A 17,996-nucleotide genomic window follows, 5' to 3' on the forward strand; every position below is an offset into this window, starting at 1 on the left:
CACAATGCCGTGATCCAGCGTCAGTGCCGTCGGATCACGGCCAGGAACGCCTCCCCGTAAGCGTCCAGCTTGCGTGAACCCACGCCGGAGGTGCGTCCCATCTCTTCCAGAGTGCCAGGCCGCGCCGCCGCCATGTCGCGCAGCGTGGCGTCATGGAAAATGACATAGGGCGGCACGCCTTGCTCGTGGGCAAGCTCGCGGCGACACTCCCGAAGTGCCTGGAACAGCGGATCGTCCACGGGGTTGAGCGTGGCCCCTCGCTGCTTGCCGCGCCGCCGCTCTCGAGGTGGAGCGACGACGACCTCCACCGCCGCTTCGCCCTTCAGGATTTCGCGCGCGTTTCCGCCCAGTGCCAGACCGCCATGCTCGGTCGGCACCAGGCTGCCGCGCGCCTGCAATGCCCGCGCAATGGACTTCAGCATCGGCGCTTCCTGCGCGGTGACGATACCGAACACGGAAAGCTGGTCATGCCCGCGCTGGGTGATGCGATCATCGCCCTGGCCCGTCAGCACTTTTTCCAGATGCCCCAGCCCAAAGCTCTGCCCGGTGCGATAGACGGCGGATAGCAGCTTGCGGGCCAGTTGCGTGGCATCGGTGACGCCCACCGGCTCCAGGCAATTGTCGCAGTTGCCGCAGGTTTCCGGGGGATGCTCGCCAAAGTGGCGCAGCAAGATCGCGCGGCGACACTGCGCGGTCTCCACCAGGCCGGCCAGTGCATCCAGGCGCTGGCGTTCGGACGCGCGGCGATGGTCTTCCACTTCGGCCAGGCGCTGGCGGGCGCGGGCGAAATCTTCCGCGCCCCAAAGCATCACCGCCACCGCCGGATCACCATCCCGCCCGGCACGCCCGGTTTCCTGGTAATAGCCCTCGATCGACTTGGGGATACCGGCGTGGGCGACGAAGCGCACGTCGGGCTTGTCGATGCCCATGCCGAAGGCGACCGTCGCCACCATCACCATATCCTCGGACGCGACGAACGCCGCCTGGTTGCGCGCACGGATCGCCGGGTCCAATCCGGCGTGGTAGGGCAACACACGACGGCCGGACGCGCCTAGGGCCTCGGCCAGTTGCTCCACCTTGGCGCGGGTGGGGGCGTAGATGATGCCGGGGCCGGGGTTCTCATCCAGGATCGCCTTGAGCTGGCGCTGCAGGCTGTCACGCGGGCGGATGGCATAGCGGATGTTGGGCCGATCGAACCCGGCGACGATCAGGCCGTCGTCGGCGATGCCCAGCTGCGCCAGGATATCGGCGCGGGTGTGCTGGTCCGCCGTGGCGGTAAGGGCGAGGCGCGGCACGTCCGGGAACGCATCCAGCAGCGGGCGCAGCAGGCGATAGTCGGGGCGGAAATCGTGGCCCCATTCCGATACGCAGTGGGCCTCGTCGATCGCGAACAATGAAACCGGCGCGCTGGAAAGCAGATCACGGAAGTGCTGCTGGCTGGCGCGTTCGGGCGCGACGTACAGCAGGTCCAGCTCGCCCGCACGGAACGCATCCATCGTCGCCATGCGGTCGGTATCGGCACTGGTAAGTGTCGCCGCGCGGATGCCGTTCGCCGTCGCGCTGCGCAGCTGATCGTGCATCAGCGCGATCAGCGGCGAGACCACCACGCAAGTGCCGCGCAGCATCACGGCGGGCAGCTGGTACGTCAGAGACTTGCCCGCCCCGGTGGGCATGATCGTCAGGGTCGACCGGCCTTCCAAGACGCGGGCGACAACATGCTCCTGCACGCCGCGAAAGGCGGGGAAACCGAAGGTGTCGTGCAGGGCGGTGAGGGCTTCAGGCGGAGCGGTATCTAACATGTGCGGCCCGCGTCTAGCATGTTCCGGTCCGCCATTGCGAGGGGTGGACCTGGCGAGACGGGCCTATTCGATGTTTGATTGCACGATGAGAAAGAACGATGCCCAAAGTACCGATTTGGTACGTTGTAGGAAAGTCCTTCCGATCAGCGCCACAACTCCGGATGCCGCAACAGCAGGGCCTGCGCCAGGATCAGCGTCTTGGCGTCCTCTAGCGCGCCGGACATGGCGAGATCGCGAAGGTCGTCCAACCCGATCTCGTGGACCAGGATATTCTCGTGTTCACCCTCCGCGCCGCCGCCCGGACCGATCACGTCCGCCGCCTCGTACGCGGTCAGGTAAAGCTGGACCCGTTCGGTGGACACCGGCACCATCGACCACATGTTCGTGATCGGCTCGAGGCGGCCGAGCCGCAAGCCGCCTTCCTCCATCGCCTCAGGCACGATGCGGGTCGCCGGGTCCGCACCGTCGAGGCTGCCCGCGATCGCTTCGTAAGGGCTGGGCACGCCATGGAACAGCGCGCCGGGGCGGGGCTGGGTGATCAGCATCGCCACGCGGCGTACCGGGTCATAAGGCAGGACCGCGACCGCCGATCCGCGATGAAGCAGTTCGCGGTCCACCACCGCGCCGTCGGGCATTTCGACCATAAGCCGCAGGAACGTGTACCAGCCTTGGAACACCACCTCGCGGCTGACGATCCTGGCGGCAGGGGTGGGCGTGGTCATGGCGTCCCTCACGAACGGAGAGGCTCTAGTCGAGGTTCGGGCGTAGCCAGCGTTCCGCGATGGGCAGGTCCACTCCGCGCCGTGCGGCATAGTCCTCCACCTGGTCGCGGCCAATGCGGGCGACACCGAAATACTGGCTTTCCGGATGGGCGAAGTAGAAGCCCGAGACGGCCGAAGTGGGCAGCATCGCCTGGCTTTCGGTCAGCGTGATGCCGGCGTTCTCCTGCGCGTTCAGCAAGTCGAACAGCACGGGTTTCAACGAGTGATCCGGGCATGCCGGATAGCCCGGCGCGGGTCGGATGCCGCGATATTCTTCGCGGATCAGCGCCACGTTGGTAAGCTGCTCGCCTGGCGCATAGCCCCACAAGGTGGTACGCACATGCTGGTGGAGGCGCTCGGCGAAGGCTTCGGCGAAGCGGTCGGCCAGGGCTTTGAGCAGGATATCGGAATAGTCGTCATGGACGGCCTGGAACCGCGCCAGATGCGGCTCGATACCGTGGATGCCGACCGCGAAACCTCCCAGCCAGTCACCGGCGGGATCGATGAAGTCCGCCAGGCAGAAGTTGGCGCGGCCGCGTGATTTCTTGAACTGCTGGCGCAGAAACGGCAAGCGGATGTCCTCAGCGGGCAGGACAACGTCGTCCCCTTCGCGCCGACACTGCCAGAAGCCGCACACACCGCGCGCGGTCAGCCATTTTTCGGCAACGATCTTGTCCAGCATCGCCCGGGCATCGGCGTAGAGGCCCGATGCGCTTTCACCCACCACCTCGTCCGTCAGGATCGCGGGATACGTGCCGGCCAGTTCCCAGGCGCGGAAGAACGGCGTCCAGTCGAACGTCTCGATCAGATCGGCGAGATCCCAATCGTCGAACACATGCACCCCGGGCTGCGCGGGGGCGGCGGACTTGTCGGCGAAGTCGGGCTGGTAGGCATTGGCCCGCGCGTCCGCCAGGGAGAGAAGGTCGCTTTGCCCCTTGCCCTCACGCGCTTCGCGGACCTTGGCGTAGTCGATCGAGACCGATGAGACGTAGGGGTCGCGCTGCGTGTCGGACAACAGCTGAGAGGCGACGCCGACCGCGCGGCTGGCGTCCAGCACATGGATCACCGGGCCCTTGTAGGCCGGATCGATCCGGAGTGCGGTGTGCACCTTGCTGGTGGTGGCGCCACCGATCAGCAGCGGGATCGTCATCTCCGAACGCTGCATCTCCTCCGCCACGGTCACCATCTCGTCCAGCGAGGGGGTGATCAGGCCGGACAGGCCGATGATGTCCGCATCGTTCTCGTTCGCGGACTCCAGGATCTTGGACCAAGGGACCATGACGCCCAGATCGATCACTTCGTAGCCGTTGCACTGCAGAACCACGCCGACGATGTTCTTGCCGATATCGTGCACGTCGCCCTTGACGGTGGCCATGATGATCCGGCCCTTCGCCTTCGCGCCGGGCAGTTTTTCCGCCTCGATGAAGGGGATCAGGTGGGCGACCGCCTTCTTCATCACGCGCGCGGATTTCACCACTTGCGGCAGGAACATCTTGCCGGACCCGAACAGATCGCCGACCACGTTCATGCCGTCCATCAGCGGACCTTCGATCACTTCGATCGGGCGGCCACCGCGCGCGGCGATCGCGACGCGGGCTTCCTCGGTATCGTCGACCACATAGGCATCGATGCCGCGCACCAGCGCATGCTCGATCCGCTTGGTGACTTCCCACCCGCGCCATTCCTCGGCCTGCTTCTCAGCCACAGCATCGGTACCGCGAAACTTCTCGGCCAGGGTGACAAGGCGTTCGGTCGGCGTTTCGTCGGCGCTGCGGGCCGGACGGTTGAGGATCACGTCCTCGCAAGCCTCGCGCAATTCGGGGTCGATCTGGTCGTAGACGTCGAGCTGGCCGGCGTTGACGATCGCCATGTCGAGCCCGGCGGGGATCGCGTGATATAGGAAGATCGAGTGCATCGCCCGGCGCACCGGCTCGTTGCCGCGGAACGAGAACGACAAGTTGGAAAGCCCGCCCGAGAAGTGGACATGCGGGCAACGCTCGCGGATCACCTTCACCGCCTCGATGAAGTCGACGCCGTAGTTGTTGTGCTCCTCGATCCCGGTGGCGACGGCGAAGACGTTGGGGTCGAAGATGATGTCTTCAGGGGGAAAGCCGATGCCGGTGAGCAGCTTGTAAGCGCGCTCGCAGATCTCGATCTTGCGCTCCTTCGTGTCGGCCTGGCCAACCTCGTCGAACGCCATGACAACAACGGCGGCGCCGTAATCCATGCACTTGCGCGCATACTCAAGGAACGGTGCTTCGCCTTCCTTCATGCTGATCGAGTTGACGATCGGCTTGCCGGAAACGCACTTCAGGCCCGCCTCGATCACTTCCCATTTCGAGCTGTCGATCATCACCGGCACTCGCGCGATATCCGGCTCGGCAGCGATCAGCTTGAGATAGGTGGTCATCGCCTCGACAGCGTCGAGCAGGCCCTCGTCCATGTTGACGTCGATCACCTGCGCGCCGTTCTCCACCTGCTGGCGCGCGACTTCGACGGCGGCGGGGTAGTCGCCCGCCATGATCAGCTTCTTGAACCTCGCCGAGCCGGTGACGTTGGTGCGCTCGCCGATGTTGACGAAACGGGCGCCGGAGATGGCAGGGGTGGGCGTGGTCATTCAGGTTCCGGTCTGGTCAGGCGAGAGGGCGGGCGAGCACGAGATCGTCGTAGAGCATGCCGCCGACGTTGAACTGGCGCGTGGCGATAGGCTCAAAGCCCTGCTTGCGGTAGAAGGCGATGGCACGGTGATTGTCGGCCTTGACGCCGAGCAGCAGGCGGCCGTGCCCGGCTGCTCCCGCGACTGCTGCGGCCATCAATGCACCGCCAAGGCCGCTGCCGTGAAAGCGGGACAGGGAATAGATGCGCTTCAGCTCGATATCGCCAGGCAGGGCTGCGTCGAGGTCCGGCTGGGCGATCAGGGCGTAACCGATCGGTGCGCCACCTTTAGCTTGGCCCAGCCAAGCCTGCGCGCCCTTCGCGAACAAGTCTGTATAACCCTGCGTCGTGTGGTTCGCGGCACAATGTCCCAGGATTGCCGAGCCATCGATCGCCCCGGCAAAGGTCTCCAGAAACGTCGCCGCGCCCACGAGCGCCAAGGCGCTCGCGTCGTCAGGTCCGGCGGGCCGGACGGTCCAGACAGGCGTATCGGCCAAGTTCAGGCGGCCATGATGAACGGTTCGAGCCCGGCCAGCCGCGTAACCGGCTCCAGCTCGGGCAACTGGCGCGCGGGCAGGCCCGCCACCGCCTTGGCCATCGCCGCAATGTGCGCCGGGGTCGAGCCGCAGCAGCCGCCCAATACGTTAACCTGGCCCGCGATCGCCCACTCGGCGACGAAGCCGGCGGTGGTGTCCGGCATCTCGTCGTAGGCGCCCAGTTCGTTGGGCAGGCCGGCGTTGGGGTAGATCATGATCAGCGTGTCGGCGGTCTCGGCCAGCGTCTTGACGTGCGGGCGCAGCTGGGTCGCGCCGAACGAGCAGTTGAGGCCGATGGTCAGCGGCTTGGCATGGCGCACCGCGTGCCAGAATGCCTCGACGGTGTGGCCAGACAGGTTGCGGCCCGAGAGGTCGGTCAACGTCATCGACAGCATGATCGGCACTTCCCGGCCAAGCTCCGCTTCCAGCTTGCGGACCGCCATGATCCCGGCCTTTGCGTTCAGCGTGTCGAACACCGTCTCGATCAGGATGAAGTCGGCCCCGCCCTCCACCAGCGCGCGGGCCTGTTCCAGGTAGACGTCGACCAGCGTGTCCCAGTCAATCTCACGATAGCCGGGATCGTTGACGTCGGGGCTGAGCGAGAGCGTCTTGTTGGTCGGCCCGATCGCCCCGGCGACGAAGCGCGGGCGGCCATCTTTCGCCGCATATTCGTCGGCCAGCTTGCGCGCCAGTTTCGCGCTTTCCACGTTGATCTCACGCACCAGATGCTCGGCGCCGTAGTCGGCCTGGCTGATGCGGTTGGCGCTGAACGTGTTGGTTTCGGCGATGTCTGCACCCGCCTCGAAGTAAGCGCGGTGGATCGCCTCGGGCACTTCCGGCTTGGTCAGCGCCAGAATGTCGTTGTTGCCCTTCTGGTCGTGGCTGAGGCCAAGCGCCCCGGCATAGTCCGCCTCGGCCAGTTTCCAGTTCTGGATCTCGGTGCCGAATGCGCCATCGGTTATCAGGATGCGCTTGGCCGCCTCGGCCAGGAACTGCTCGCGCGCGGTCATCATGCGTTCTCCGTGGGGCGCACGCCCAGCAGCTGGCAGACAGCGTACGTCTGCTCGGCGCGGTTGAGCGTGTAGAAGTGGAAGTTTCGCACGCCGCCATCGTAAAGTCGGCGGCACAAGTCCGCCGCAGCCACGGCGGCCACCAGTGCGCGAGGGCCGGGGCGGTCTTCCAGGCCTTCAAACAATGTCTCCAAGGCGGGCGGGATCTCGGTATTGCCGGACATGCGACGGATCGCGGCGAAGTTGGTGACGGGCATGATGCCCGGCAGGATCGGCGCATCGATCCCGGCGGCCAGCGCCTTGTCCAGAAAACGGAAATAAGCGTCGGTCGAATAGAAGAACTGCGTGATCGCCCGGCTGGCACCGGCATCCAGCTTGCGCTTCAGGTTGTCGAGATCATGCGCGGCGCTGGCGGCCTCGGGGTGGACTTCGGGATAAGCGGCCACCGAAATCTCGAAATCGTGCCGCGCCTTCAAACCCGCGACCAGTTCGGCCGCGCTGGCATAGCCATCCGGATGCGGCACGAAGCGACCGCCGTCAGCCGGAGGGGGATCGCCGCGCAGGGCGACGATATGGCGCACGCCTGCGTCCCAATACTGATCGGCGATCTCACCGATCTCGCCCTTGCTGGCGGCAACGCATGTCAGGTGGGCGGCCGGCTTCAGGTTTGTCTCGCGCACGATCCGGGACACGGTGGCGTGGGTGCGTTCGCGCGTCGAGCCGCCTGCGCCATAGGTTACCGACACGAAGCTGGGCACCAGCGGGGCGAGGTCACCGATCGCTTCCCAAAGCTGCGAGTCCATCTTCTCCGTCTTGGGCGGAAAGAACTCGAACGAGACGGCGATATCGCCCGGCAGATCCGAATAGGGAGAAGCGTTCGCGGCAGGATTGGCAGACCGTTCGGCCTCGATCACGTCGGTCATCATCCCTCTTCCCGTTCGAATTGCATTTCATCGGTAGCAGGAGCCGGAGCGCTCTCGGTCTTGCACGCCGTCCAGATCTTCACCGTCAGCGGCTGGCCGGGTAGCGCGCGTACCGCCTCGGATGCGAAGCCCGCATCCTCCAGCCAGCCGATCATCTGCTCATCCGTAAAGCCCAGTCGGGCGTGGGCGTGACGTTCGCGCAGTTCTTCGCGATCGTGGGCGGCGAAGTCCACGATCGCCAGCCTTCCGCCGGTTTGGGTGACACGCGCAGCCTCTGCCAGCACCGCGGCGGGGTCCTGCGCGTAATGCAGCACCTGATGGAACAGCACGGTGTCGAACCCGGCGCCGCCAAACGGCAGCGCGGTGAAATCACCCTGCACCAGTTCCACCGAGTCAGAAGGCAGTTTGTCCAGCCGGGCCCGCGCGGCGCGCAGCATTTCGGGGCTCTTGTCCACACCGGTGACTCGGCTGGCGCGAGGGGCGAACAACTCGGCCATGCGGCCGGTACCCGTGCCGACATCCAGCAGCGCGCCTAGCGGGCCATCGCCCAGCAATGCGCCCAAGGCCTGCTCCACCGGTCGATCCGGACTATGCAGCGAGCGCAGGGTATCCCATTCCCCGGCGTGGCGGGCGAAGTAAGCCTCGGCACTGGCTTGGCGACCCGCACGAATCGCCGCCAAGTGCCGCCGGTCTTCTGCGCAACGCGCGGCGAAGGCGGGATCATCGCTTTCCGAAACGTTCAGCAGACGGGCGGTGGCTGCGGCGAGGGGGAGGGAGCCGTTTTCCGAAATGGCGGCGCGCAGGAACACCCAGCTGCCTTCCTTGCGGCGTTCGGCCAGGCCGGCGCTGCAAAGGATGCGGATGTGGCGCGAGACGCGCGGCTGGCTTTGCTCCAGCACCTGGGCCAGTTCGCCCACGGCCAACTCCATATGCGCGAGCAGGCGCATGATGCGCAATCGCGTGGGATCGGCCAGAGCCTTGAGGAGCGGTTCCAATCGCATTGCGACCGCATATAAAGAATTCTTTATATGCTGGCAATGGTCCTACGAAGCATCTGGCAACTCAGGAATACCGCGGCCCTTCAGGGCGAATACTTCTCGTTTGCGTTGCACAAGTCACTCCGCTAAAGAGTGCGCCGCAGGCTTGCCTGCAAGCGTTGGCGTTTGCGCCAAACAATGCAAGGGGATTCGCATGAAGAAAATTGCTTACGCCGCATTCGCGTCGGCCGCCGCTCTGGCTCTCGCCGCTTGCGGTAGCTCGGAAACGCCCGCTACCGACGCCGCCACCGACAGCGTCGAGACGATGCCTGAAGAAACCATGGCTGCTGATCCGATGGCGACCAGCGAAGCGATGACTGCCGAAGACGGCATGGCGTCGAGCGCTGCCACCGACGCGGCAATGTAATCCGGCCGGGGGCCGCTGCGCGCACGCCGTGCGCCGGCCCCCGATCGTTTTATAGTTACCAGCCATCGGCCTGTGCCGAGGGTTTTTGAAGGCTGCGGATGCAGCGTTTGCCTCTTCGCTTGCGAAGGGGTTTTTGTTTGCCCAGACGGCGCGTATGCCCGGTTCGCAAGCAAGTCACCAAGGAGTTGCAGGACACCATGAGGCACGAGCGCCCGCGGCATGAGCCGATCGCTGCCCGATCGTGGCTGTTCGTGCCCGGTGACAGCGAATCCAAGATGGTCAAAGCCGTGAAGAGCGAGGCGGATATCGTCCTGCTCGATCTTGAGGATGCGGTTGCTCCGGAGGGCAAGGCCGTCGCCCGCACGACGGTGGCGGAATTCCTGCACCGTAATCCGGAACATCGTGAGCGGCTGTGGGTGCGCATCAACCCCTTCGATGGCCCCCACACGCTGTATGATCTGGCCTCGGTGATGCCGGCGCGCCCCGGCGGTATCATGTTGCCCAAGGTCTACGGCCCGGCTGATGTCCAGCGGCTCGACCATAGCCTTTCCGCGCTGGAAGTGGCGAACGGTATCGAGGAAGGCTCCACGCGGGTCATCGTGCTCATCACCGAAACGGCGGAGGCGATGGCGCGCACCCAGGATTACAAAGGCGCGCCCCGGGTGGTCGCGCTGACATGGGGCGCCGAAGATCTCGCGGATGCGATCGGCGCCAGCACGAACACCAATGCCGACGGTTCCTATGCCTTCACGTTCGAACTGGCGCGCAGCCTGACCCTGTTGGGCGCGGCGTCGGCCGGCGTCACGCCGATCGACACCATCAGCGCCGATTTTCGCGATCTCGATGCCTTGCAGCAGCGCGCCCAAGCAACGCGCAAGGCAGGCTTTCGCGGCATGTTGGCGATCCACCCCGCGCAAGTGCCGATCATCAATGCGGCGTTCAGCCCCACCGAGGCCGAAGTCGCGGAGGCCCAGGTCATCGTCGATCTGTTTGCCGCCAATCCCGGCGTCGGTGCGATCGGTTGGAAAGGCGGCATGCTCGATCGGCCTCACCTCGCGCGTGCGCAGCGTCTTTTGAGGCAGGCCGGACTTGGCTGAACCCATCGCGCAATCAGGCGAGACAGACTTCGACGCGATCATTCTGGGGGCCGGAGCGGCCGGACTGATGTGCGCGGCCCTGGCGGGTCAGCGGGGCAAGCGAGTGCTGCTGGTAGATCATGCGCCGGAGCCGGGCCGCAAGATCCTGATCTCGGGCGGCGGCCGCTGCAACTTCACGAATATCCACACGGCTCCTGATCGCTATCTGTCGGAAAACCCGCACTTCGCGCGCTCGGCCCTGAGCCGCTACACCGCGCAGGACTTTCTGGCTCTTGTCGAACGGCATGGCATCGCTTGGCATGAAAAGACGCTGGGTCAGTTGTTTTGCGATGGCTCGGCCCGGCAGATCGTTGCCATGCTGGTCGACGAGTGCGCGCGGGGCGCCGTCGATTTGCGGTGCGATGCATCGATCGGCGAGGTTAGCCATGCCGATGGCCTGTTTCGGATCGCGTTGCGCGAAGGATCGTTTCGCGCGCCCGCCTTGGTAATCGCGACCGGCGGCCCTTCGATTCCCAAGATGGGGGCCACCGGCTTCGCCTACGACCTGGCGCGGCAGTTCGGCCTGAAGGTGGTGCAGCCCCGCCCGGCGCTGGTGCCGCTGAAGCTGCCGCCTGGGGAAGCTTTGTTTCGAGAGCTTTCCGGCGTCAGTACCCCGGTCATCGCCCGATGCGGCGAGGGGCGCTTTTCCGAGGCGGCGTTGTTCACGCATCGCGGCCTTTCCGGCCCGGCGATCCTGCAAGTCTCCAGCTATTGGCACCGTGGCGAGGATGTGGGCATCGATTTCGTGCCGGACCGGGAAAGCGGATGGCTCCTGGCCGCCAAGCGCGCCCGGCCCCGTGCTGCGTTGCGCCGGGTGCTGGAAGACGCGCTGCCTGGCCGATTGGCGGAAGCCTTGTCACAGCGGCTGGCCGTGGAAGGGGACCTGGGCAGCCAGTCCGACAAGGCGCTGGCCGCAGCCGAACAGCGTTTGCGTGACTGGCGCTTCACCCCCGATGGCAGCGAGGGCTTCGCCAAGGCCGAGGTGACCGCCGGTGGCATCGATACGCGGGGCCTTTCGTCCAAGACGATGGAGGCGGTGAAAGTACCGGGGCTTTATGCTATTGGCGAGGCGGTGGACGTAACCGGGTGGCTGGGCGGCTACAACTTTCAGTGGGCCTGGGCCAGCGGGTTCGCGGCGGCACAGGCACTGTAAGGGCCTTCGCGCGTTTCAAGCCCAGTCAAGCTATTGCTGGCTCGCATGTTAGCATGTCGCTACGATTGCTAACGAAACATAAGTTAAAGCGGAGTCGGCCTGATATGTGCGATGAGTACGAGGGACAGGGAACCGCGCCGCAAGGGTTTGAGCCTCAGGCCGGGTCCGGACTGACCCGTCGTGGCTTCACCGCGATCGGTGCGGCAGCGGCGCTTTCCGGATGCGCCAGCGGCATCGCCTCTGGTGCGACGACCGGTGACTTGTCCGAACGTATGGTTGAGATCACCACCACGGACGGCGTGGCCGATGCCTTTTTCGTCCATCCCGCCAAGGGGGCGCATCCCGGCATCGTGATGTGGCCGGATATCGCCGGTTTGCGAGAGGCCAAGAAAGTGATGGCCCGCCGCCTGGCCGCCGCCGGATACGCGGTACTGTGCGTCAATCAGTACTATCGCAACGGCCCGGCCCCGGTGATGCAAAGCTTTGCTGAATATCGCACGCCGGAAGGCCAAGCGAAGATCGGGCCGATGCGCGCAGCGCTGACTGCGGAGGCGGTGACGCGCGATGCCGCCGCTTATGTCGGTTTCCTCGATGGCGAACAGGCGGTGGACAAGGCCCGCGGCGTCGGCTCGAATGGCTATTGCATGGGCGGTCCTTTCACCGTCCGTACTGCCGCGGCCGTGCCCGCGCGCGTGGCGGCGGCGGCCTCGCTGCATGGTGCCGGTCTGGTCGGTCCCGATCCGGACAGTCCGCACCTTTTGCTTTCACGCACGAAGGCGAGGTACTTGGTCGCCATCGCCCGTAATGACGATGCCAAGGCGCCGACCGACAAGGACACGCTGCGCCGCGCGGCCGATGCCGCAAAGCGCCCGGCCGAGATCGAGGTATACAATGCCGATCATGGTTGGTGCGTGCCGGACTCCCCGGCGTACGATCCGGTCGAGGCGGACCGTGCCTGGCAGCGCATGCTCGCCCTTTTCGGGAAGCTTTGAAGCATGGCGCATGGCGGGGGCCCGCGTCACGTCCTGATCGTTGGGCGGCTGCTGGATGTCGTCGACGATACCAAGGCGCGCGTCCGGTGCGAGGGGGTGACGCTGCACACCGCCACCGCGCTGGATGAAGTGCGGCTCATGCTGGCATTGCAGCCGATCGACATCATGATCGTGGGCGCGGGCATCGAACTGGCAGAGCGGTTGGCGATCGTGCGCGCCGCGTTCGAACAGAGCGAGACGATCACCGTCCACATGAAGGACAAGGCATCGGGCGCCAAGGGTTTCGCGCCTTTCGTGGAAAGCGTGGTGGCGGCGCGCCAGATGGCGAGCTGATCAGAAACTGACCGGGCGGTTTGGCTTGGTCGTTAACGCTTGGTCGGGTACCCTCTTTTTCCGGTTCTTGCCAGGAAAGGGGGGAAGCCATGGGCGGATTTCTCATCGCGCTGATCGTGGTCGTGGTGGTGTTCTTGATGATGGGCGTGCGCGTGGTCCGCCAGGGCTATGTCTACACTATCGAGAGGCTGGGCCGATTCACGCTGGCCGCGCAGCCCGGCTTGCATCTGATCATCCCCTTCATCGATCGCGTCGGCCACAAGGTGAACATGATGGAGCAGGTCCTGGATATCCCGGGGCAGGAGATCATCACCAAGGACAACGCGATGGTCGGCGTGGATGCCGTGGTGTTCTTCCAGGTGCTGGACGCGGGCAAGGCGGCCTACGAGGTGCATGGCCTGCATCCGGCGATCATGGCGCTGACCACCACCAACTTGCGCACGGTGATGGGCTCGATGGACCTGGACGAAACTCTGTCGAAGCGGGACGAGATCAACGCGCGCCTGCTGGTCGTGGTGGATCACGCCACGGCGCCCTGGGGCCTCAAGATCACGCGGGTCGAGATCAAGGACATCCGCCCGCCGCTCGACATCTCGAACGCTATGGCGCGCCAGATGAAGGCCGAGCGTGAGAAGCGTGCGGAAATCCTGGAGGCGGAAGGCCGCCGTGCCTCTGAAATCCTGCGAGCCGAAGGCGCCAAGCAGGCGCAGATCCTGGCCGCCGAGGGGCGGCGCGAAGCCGCGTTCCGCGATTCCGAAGCGCGTGAGCGAGAGGCGGAGGCGGAAGCCAAGGCGACCCAGATGGTCAGCGATGCGATCGCCCAATCCGGCGTGCAGGCGATCAACTACTTCATCGCGCAAAAGTACACCGAGGCGGTCGGCAAGTTCGCGACTTCGCCCAACGCCAAGACGATCCTGTTCCCAGTAGAGGCGACGCAGCTGATCGGTACGCTGGGCGGCATCGGCGAACTGGCGAGGGAGGCCCTTTCCGACCGGCCGGCCGGCGCGGGATCGACGCCGCAGCCCGCCACGCAGCCTTCGGCCACTCCGGTTCGGCGGCCGACCGTGCCACCCGTCACGCCGGGCGGGTCACAGTGATGCCTTGGCTCGAAACGCTGGAGCCGCATTACGCGTGGCTGGCGCTCGGGCTGATTCTGGCCGTGGCCGAGATGGCGATCCCCGGTCTGTTTCTGATCTGGATGGCCGGTGCGGCGCTGGTGACAGGGCTGATAACCTGGGTGGCTCCGATCGGATTGCCGGCGCAGATCATGCTGTTCGCGGTGCTTTCGATCGTGGCGGTATTTGCCGGGCGGCGTTTCCTGGCCGTGAATCCCATCGTCTCCGCCGACCCCCACCTCAACAACCGCAGCGCGCGGGCGGTTGGGCAAATCGTGGTGGTCACGCAGGCGATCGTCAACGGCGAGGGCCGCGTGCGCCTGGGTGACAGCGAATGGCTCGCGCGAGGGAGTGACGCTGCGCCGGGGACGGGGCTGAAGGTCATCGGCGTGGACGGCGCGACGCTTCTCGTCGGGGCGATGGACTGAAGGGCGGGGTGTCGGCCACCCCCGCGCCGCTCAGTGTCGAGTTTCCGGCGTGGCTGCGGCATCGCCAGGAAACAGGCCTGCCACCATCAACGTCGCGCTGACGGTCGACAAGGTGCCCAGCAGGTCGCCGACGGCCTCTTCCTGAACCATCATCTCCAGCGTCGCGCGGGCGGAGTGCGGGCCGTGCTGGCGCATGCTGACGATCAGGCCCATGATCAGCGCCTCATGCTCGGACACGCGATTGCAGGCCAGGGGCGAGAAGCCGAACGTCTCCAAGGCATCGCGATTGAACAGCAACATGCTGCGGTGGAATGCCTGCAGCCCGCCGATCATCCGCCATTTTGCGAATGCCGGGGCCAGTGCATGCGCCGGGCAATTGCGCTGACCCATCGAGGTCACCCACGCGCGCATCGACCACACCAGAAAGCGACATCCCGGATCGAGGCTGTCCAGGTCGCGATCAATAAATTGGTACATCTCAGCATCTCCTCAAGCCATCACCGCCTCGTCCGCAGAAAGTACTTTTTTTTGCGAACGATTATCATTAGCGATTGATACGCGGCTTGGCCCCACGGTCAAGCCCCTTGAAGACGGCATCTGTCATGGGGTGTCGTTTTCGCCTGTCCCTAACCTTCAGGCCGGTGCGGCGCGTGCGCTACACCGGCCATTTTTTCGAAAGGGTAGGAAAATAAGGTGTGAGACCAGCACGATACCGCGTGATCAGCTATCGATGCGATAGTCGATCGGCTTGAAGCTGCCGCCGTTACTGGCATAGGCCGAGCAAGCGGTGATCCCGATGATCAGGTCCTGGTGCGCGCGCAGCGACAGCGAATCACCCGCTTTGCTCACCGGCGGGATAACGCTGACCTTGCCATCCGAATCTACCGGCACATTCATGAAGCAATTGAACGCCACGGGTATCGCATCGGGCTCTATCCCCCATGGGGCGAGGGCCTCGGCCAGGTTGCCGAAACATCCGCGATGCACGGGGTGTTCGGGATAGAAATGCCGGAATGTCGCTTCGCTGCAGGGCGTGAGCAGAAAGTCATGGCAGCCCACCGTGTCGGCCTCGATCGTCAGCAGCACATTCGAACGGTTGGACCACAGCCGGTTTCCCGTGGTGAGCCGGATGGTTTCCTCATAATCGAACGTGCGACCGTTGCTGATCACTTCACGCGGATCGGCTAGACTGTACGCCAGAAGGTCCGCCACCTGGATGCCCTCCGGGTCGATCACCGTCAGCAATTGCCCGGCCTTGAGTTCAAATCCCGCGGCGGAGCGAGGCGGAATGCGCAGATCGCTCATTCCGCAGCCTCGGTTTGGGTTTGGGGACGGGCGGCACTGCGAGGATCGCTGAAAGGGCAACGCCATGTGCTGGGCACTTGCCGGCCGCTGTACTGCGCGGCCTCGCTGGAGGTGCCGTGCCGCGCCAACATCGGATTTACCGACCCGGCCAGTTGCACATCGCGCTTTATGATCGTCTCGCGAATTGTCTCGTACTTGCCCTCGTCACGCAGGGTTTCGAACTGGTCGTGCAGATTGAACACCAGAACCGGACGATCGAAGCGGCGCGCCGGGCGGCTCGCCTCGGGATGCAGGCCGACGACGAAAAATCCTTCTCCGCCAAAACTGAGCGAGAAGTGCGGACTGTCCGGATCGCTGCTGACCCGCGAATCGTAAGGCTGCTCCAGCCAGGCATCCTTGTCGCTCAACGACTGGATGCGTTCCCACATCGCCTGCTCGAACTCCTCTTCCGACGATGCTTGCGAACCGGCGAAGACAAACGCGATGGAGCGGAACAGGCCCGGCTCGGCCCGATAGTCGAAGGCCCATTCCAGCAGCTCGCGGTGGATGCGTACATCGTCCCATCCGCTGTCGATCGACCAGCAAACCACGGTCTTCAAAGAACCATGTGCCAAGGCCGATTTCGCGCCGACGCATGGAAAAGCCTTGTCCTTTACGAACGCTTCGAAGGCCTCACGCCAGTGCTGTTCCTCACCCGCTTCCAACAACAAAGTCATGTCTTAACATCAATCAAGTTTACGCGGGATCAATCCGCTGACATGCGCATGTAATTGGTGCCGGGCGTTAATGTTCCGAGAAATCCTTTATTTCAGTCGCGGCTGGCGCGTATTGCCGCGCCCCCGGCGAAGGGTGCCACGGCCAGCAGGACCAGGCTGACAGCCCCCGTCAGGGCCAGGCCGCTCGCCCCACCGGCAGACAGGCTCCCTGCGCCGAAAATCAGCAAAGGCACGCCCAAGGGAATGAGGAGCAGCCCGGCCAGCGCCGCTCCCCCGCGCAGCCCGGCGGTGATAGCGGCAATGGCGACGCCTAGCGCTGCAAGACCCGGCGTGCCGGCCAGAAGGCCCAGTTCGACGATGCGTAAATTGTCTGCCGAAAGCCCCAGCAGCGCCGCGGCCGGCACCGCCGCCAGCATCAAAGGCGGGCCGAAGCTGATCCAGTGCGAGATCACGCGCGCCGCCATCACCCATTCCTCGGCGATGCCGCGCAACGCCCACTGATCGAACATGCCGCGTTCGAGGTCCGGTTGGACAAGGCGATCGAGGGGCAGGATCGCGGCGAGTAGCGCGGCAACCCAGATCACGCCGCCGCCCGTGCGCGCCAGCAGCGCGGTATCCGGGCCGACCGCGAAGGGAAAGATCATCGCCACTGCCAGGAAGAACAGGATCGGCAGCAGCGCGCCCCCGCCTTGTCCCGCGCCGAGCAGCCGCGCCAGGTCGCGCCGCAATAGCAAGGCGAGCAAACGGATCACGCGGCGAAGTCCGCCAGCGGCAGGTGCGTCATGCCGGGAAGCGCGAAAGGCTGATGAGACGCGACAACAGCGATGCCGCCTCGTGCGCAATGATTAGCGGTCAACGTCTCGACCATCCGGGCGGCGGCGGTGTCCAGCCCGTTCAGGGGTTCGTCCAGCAACCAGATTGCCGCGTCCTGTCCGATCAGACGCGCCATCGCCGCGCGCTTGCGCTGCCCGGTCGACAAATAGCGGAAAGGCACGTCCAGCAATCCGGCAAGCCCCAGCATGGCCATGTCAGGGCTGGGGCCTGGGTCGATCGCGCGCCAGAAGGCGAGGGCGCGGGCCAGCGGCCACTCCGGGTCCAGGGCAGGGCGCTCATCCACCAAACCGATGCCGCCTTCGCGCTCGATCACCCCGCCGAAGGGCCGGGACAGGCCGGCGATTATTCGCAGCAAGCTGGACTTGCCCGTCCCGTTTGCTCCCGTGATCTGGAGCGCCCCGCCGGATCGCAGCGCGAAGGAAACCCCGCGAAACAGCACGCGGTCTCCCCGCCGGCAAGCAAGATCGCGCGCCGTGACGCGGGCTTCATGGGCGGGGACTTGCATGAGCGGCGGCGATAAGGGAAGTCGGGCGAACTGCCAAGGAGACACGACATCATGCCGATCGCCCGCCTGACCGATAGCGAATGCGAAACCGCGCTTGGCACCGTGCCGCAATGGTCGTTGCGCGAAGATGGCCTCGCGATTGTCCGAACCCTCAAGTTCGCGGATTTTTCCGAAGCCTTCGGGTTCATGACGCGCGTGGCGATCGAGGCCGAGAAGGCGGACCACCACCCCGAATGGTTCAATGTTTACAACAAGGTGGAGATCACGCTGACCACGCATGACGTAAACGGCTTGAGCAAGCGCGATATCGCATTGGCCCAATTCGTGGATCGGATCGCGCCGTAGACGCCTCGCGCCATTGCATGCGCGCGATCGCTTTCGCATAACCCGG

20 protein-coding genes are annotated in these 17,996 nt (G+C 65.2%); 8 read left to right on the top strand and 12 right to left on the bottom strand.

Annotated elements, in window-relative coordinates:
• Nucleotides 1-20: 20 nt before the first annotated feature.
• The 7 genes from recQ to GGR39_RS11315 all read right to left on the bottom strand — a co-directional run bounded on the left by recQ (nucleotide 21) and on the right by GGR39_RS11315 (nucleotide 8,685).
• Nucleotides 21-1,799 carry a DNA helicase RecQ gene (recQ, locus tag GGR39_RS11285; protein WP_183617231.1) on the bottom strand — a complete coding sequence of 593 codons (1,779 nt, stop codon included), beginning with the start codon at nucleotides 1,797-1,799 and terminating at the stop codon, nucleotides 21-23.
• 143 nt (nucleotides 1,800-1,942) lie between these two features.
• Complete coding sequence (locus tag GGR39_RS11290; RefSeq protein WP_183617232.1) at nucleotides 1,943-2,521, bottom strand: NUDIX hydrolase; 579 nt, start codon at nucleotides 2,519-2,521, stop codon at nucleotides 1,943-1,945.
• Between the two features lie 25 nt (nucleotides 2,522-2,546).
• Nucleotides 2,547-5,177 (bottom strand): methionine synthase, encoded by a 2,631-nt coding sequence (gene metH / locus GGR39_RS11295; RefSeq protein WP_183617233.1) that lies wholly within the window; start codon nucleotides 5,175-5,177, stop codon nucleotides 2,547-2,549.
• 16 nt (nucleotides 5,178-5,193) lie between these two features.
• A complete protein-coding gene (locus GGR39_RS11300) occupies nucleotides 5,194-5,712 on the bottom strand; it encodes a GNAT family N-acetyltransferase (RefSeq protein WP_183617234.1) in 519 nt (172 codons plus the stop codon).
• A 2-nt stretch (nucleotides 5,713-5,714) separates the two neighbouring features.
• Nucleotides 5,715-6,761: a homocysteine S-methyltransferase family protein gene (locus GGR39_RS11305; RefSeq protein ID WP_183617372.1), complete on the bottom strand. Its 1,047-nt coding sequence runs from the start codon at nucleotides 6,759-6,761 to the stop codon at nucleotides 5,715-5,717.
• Nucleotides 6,761-7,684 (bottom strand): methylenetetrahydrofolate reductase [NAD(P)H], encoded by a 924-nt coding sequence (gene metF / locus GGR39_RS11310; protein ID WP_183617235.1) that lies wholly within the window; start codon nucleotides 7,682-7,684, stop codon nucleotides 6,761-6,763. The genes GGR39_RS11305 and metF overlap by 1 nt, the downstream gene beginning before the upstream one ends.
• Entirely contained in the window at nucleotides 7,684-8,685 is a 1,002-nt protein-coding gene (locus tag GGR39_RS11315) for an ArsR/SmtB family transcription factor (RefSeq protein WP_183617236.1), read from the bottom strand. Before GGR39_RS11315 ends, metF begins: the two co-directional genes overlap by 1 nt.
• 190 nt (nucleotides 8,686-8,875) lie before the next feature.
• On the opposite strand from GGR39_RS11315, the gene GGR39_RS11320 reads away from it, so the two are divergent.
• The 7 genes from GGR39_RS11320 (at nucleotide 8,876) to GGR39_RS11350 (ending at nucleotide 14,245) form a co-directional block, all read left to right on the top strand.
• Nucleotides 8,876-9,088 (top strand): hypothetical protein, encoded by a 213-nt coding sequence (locus GGR39_RS11320; RefSeq protein ID WP_058737060.1) that lies wholly within the window; start codon nucleotides 8,876-8,878, stop codon nucleotides 9,086-9,088.
• A gap of 197 nt (nucleotides 9,089-9,285) precedes the next feature.
• Entirely contained in the window at nucleotides 9,286-10,185 is a 900-nt protein-coding gene (locus tag GGR39_RS11325) for an HpcH/HpaI aldolase/citrate lyase family protein (RefSeq protein WP_183617237.1), read from the top strand.
• Nucleotides 10,178-11,377: a BaiN/RdsA family NAD(P)/FAD-dependent oxidoreductase gene (locus tag GGR39_RS11330; RefSeq protein WP_281374490.1), complete on the top strand. Its 1,200-nt coding sequence runs from the start codon at nucleotides 10,178-10,180 to the stop codon at nucleotides 11,375-11,377. Before GGR39_RS11325 ends, GGR39_RS11330 begins: the two co-directional genes overlap by 8 nt.
• Before the next feature lie 104 nt (nucleotides 11,378-11,481).
• Nucleotides 11,482-12,369 carry a dienelactone hydrolase family protein gene (locus GGR39_RS11335; RefSeq protein ID WP_183617238.1) on the top strand — a complete coding sequence of 296 codons (888 nt, stop codon included), beginning with the start codon at nucleotides 11,482-11,484 and terminating at the stop codon, nucleotides 12,367-12,369.
• Between the two features lie 3 nt (nucleotides 12,370-12,372).
• Nucleotides 12,373-12,702 (top strand): hypothetical protein, encoded by a 330-nt coding sequence (locus GGR39_RS11340; protein ID WP_183617239.1) that lies wholly within the window; start codon nucleotides 12,373-12,375, stop codon nucleotides 12,700-12,702.
• An 89-nt stretch (nucleotides 12,703-12,791) separates the two neighbouring features.
• Nucleotides 12,792-13,799 carry an SPFH domain-containing protein gene (locus tag GGR39_RS11345; protein ID WP_183617240.1) on the top strand — a complete coding sequence of 336 codons (1,008 nt, stop codon included), beginning with the start codon at nucleotides 12,792-12,794 and terminating at the stop codon, nucleotides 13,797-13,799.
• Nucleotides 13,799-14,245, top strand: coding sequence for an NfeD family protein (locus GGR39_RS11350; RefSeq protein ID WP_183617241.1), 447 nt, complete (start codon nucleotides 13,799-13,801; stop codon nucleotides 14,243-14,245). The genes GGR39_RS11345 and GGR39_RS11350 overlap by 1 nt, the downstream gene beginning before the upstream one ends.
• Before the next feature lie 30 nt (nucleotides 14,246-14,275).
• Here the strand turns inward: GGR39_RS11350 and GGR39_RS11355 are convergent, their stop codons facing one another.
• From GGR39_RS11355 to ccmA, 5 genes are all read right to left on the bottom strand, one after another.
• Complete coding sequence (locus GGR39_RS11355; RefSeq protein WP_183617242.1) at nucleotides 14,276-14,722, bottom strand: hypothetical protein; 447 nt, start codon at nucleotides 14,720-14,722, stop codon at nucleotides 14,276-14,278.
• Nucleotides 14,723-14,965: 243 nt separating this feature from the next.
• A complete protein-coding gene (locus GGR39_RS11360) occupies nucleotides 14,966-15,550 on the bottom strand; it encodes a DUF1989 domain-containing protein (RefSeq protein WP_183617243.1) in 585 nt (194 codons plus the stop codon).
• On the bottom strand, nucleotides 15,547-16,266 hold the full coding sequence (gene gntA, locus GGR39_RS11365; RefSeq protein WP_183617244.1) for a guanitoxin biosynthesis heme-dependent pre-guanitoxin N-hydroxylase GntA: 720 nt from the start codon (nucleotides 16,264-16,266) through the stop codon (nucleotides 15,547-15,549). The genes GGR39_RS11360 and gntA overlap by 4 nt, the downstream gene beginning before the upstream one ends.
• A 92-nt stretch (nucleotides 16,267-16,358) precedes the next feature.
• The gene (locus tag GGR39_RS11370; RefSeq protein WP_183617245.1) at nucleotides 16,359-17,018 is read right to left on the bottom strand and encodes a heme exporter protein CcmB; all 660 of its coding nucleotides are present in this window, start codon (nucleotides 17,016-17,018) and stop codon (nucleotides 16,359-16,361) included.
• Nucleotides 17,015-17,605 (bottom strand): heme ABC exporter ATP-binding protein CcmA, encoded by a 591-nt coding sequence (ccmA, locus tag GGR39_RS11375; protein ID WP_183617246.1) that lies wholly within the window; start codon nucleotides 17,603-17,605, stop codon nucleotides 17,015-17,017. The genes GGR39_RS11370 and ccmA overlap by 4 nt, the downstream gene beginning before the upstream one ends.
• 51 nt (nucleotides 17,606-17,656) lie before the next feature.
• Here ccmA and GGR39_RS11380 point away from each other — a divergent pair, with 51 nt between their 5' ends.
• The gene (locus GGR39_RS11380; RefSeq protein ID WP_183617247.1) at nucleotides 17,657-17,950 is read left to right on the top strand and encodes a 4a-hydroxytetrahydrobiopterin dehydratase; all 294 of its coding nucleotides are present in this window, start codon (nucleotides 17,657-17,659) and stop codon (nucleotides 17,948-17,950) included.
• The last annotated feature ends 46 nt before the right edge of the window (nucleotides 17,951-17,996 follow it).

Source organism: Novosphingobium fluoreni (assembly GCF_014196615.1).
GTDB lineage: Bacteria > Pseudomonadota > Alphaproteobacteria > Sphingomonadales > Sphingomonadaceae > Novosphingobium > Novosphingobium fluoreni.

Coding starts and splice junctions, on each gene's coding strand:
- GGR39_RS11335 (WP_183617238.1), top strand. CDS start 11,482: ATGTGCGATGAGTACGAGGGACAGGGAACCGCGCCGCAAGGGTTTGAG.
- GGR39_RS11315 (WP_183617236.1), bottom strand. CDS start 8,685: ATGCGATTGGAACCGCTCCTCAAGGCTCTGGCCGATCCCACGCGATTG.
- gntA (WP_183617244.1), bottom strand. CDS start 16,266: ATGACTTTGTTGTTGGAAGCGGGTGAGGAACAGCACTGGCGTGAGGCC.
- GGR39_RS11290 (WP_183617232.1), bottom strand. CDS start 2,521: ATGACCACGCCCACCCCTGCCGCCAGGATCGTCAGCCGCGAGGTGGTG.
- metF (WP_183617235.1), bottom strand. CDS start 7,684: ATGACCGACGTGATCGAGGCCGAACGGTCTGCCAATCCTGCCGCGAAC.
- GGR39_RS11380 (WP_183617247.1), top strand. CDS start 17,657: ATGCCGATCGCCCGCCTGACCGATAGCGAATGCGAAACCGCGCTTGGC.
- metH (WP_183617233.1), bottom strand. CDS start 5,177: ATGACCACGCCCACCCCTGCCATCTCCGGCGCCCGTTTCGTCAACATC.
- GGR39_RS11320 (WP_058737060.1), top strand. CDS start 8,876: ATGAAGAAAATTGCTTACGCCGCATTCGCGTCGGCCGCCGCTCTGGCT.
- GGR39_RS11340 (WP_183617239.1), top strand. CDS start 12,373: ATGGCGCATGGCGGGGGCCCGCGTCACGTCCTGATCGTTGGGCGGCTG.
- GGR39_RS11360 (WP_183617243.1), bottom strand. CDS start 15,550: ATGAGCGATCTGCGCATTCCGCCTCGCTCCGCCGCGGGATTTGAACTC.
- GGR39_RS11345 (WP_183617240.1), top strand. CDS start 12,792: ATGGGCGGATTTCTCATCGCGCTGATCGTGGTCGTGGTGGTGTTCTTG.
- GGR39_RS11355 (WP_183617242.1), bottom strand. CDS start 14,722: ATGTACCAATTTATTGATCGCGACCTGGACAGCCTCGATCCGGGATGT.
- recQ (WP_183617231.1), bottom strand. CDS start 1,799: ATGTTAGATACCGCTCCGCCTGAAGCCCTCACCGCCCTGCACGACACC.
- ccmA (WP_183617246.1), bottom strand. CDS start 17,605: ATGCAAGTCCCCGCCCATGAAGCCCGCGTCACGGCGCGCGATCTTGCT.
- GGR39_RS11305 (WP_183617372.1), bottom strand. CDS start 6,761: ATGACCGCGCGCGAGCAGTTCCTGGCCGAGGCGGCCAAGCGCATCCTG.
- GGR39_RS11325 (WP_183617237.1), top strand. CDS start 9,286: ATGAGGCACGAGCGCCCGCGGCATGAGCCGATCGCTGCCCGATCGTGG.
- GGR39_RS11350 (WP_183617241.1), top strand. CDS start 13,799: ATGCCTTGGCTCGAAACGCTGGAGCCGCATTACGCGTGGCTGGCGCTC.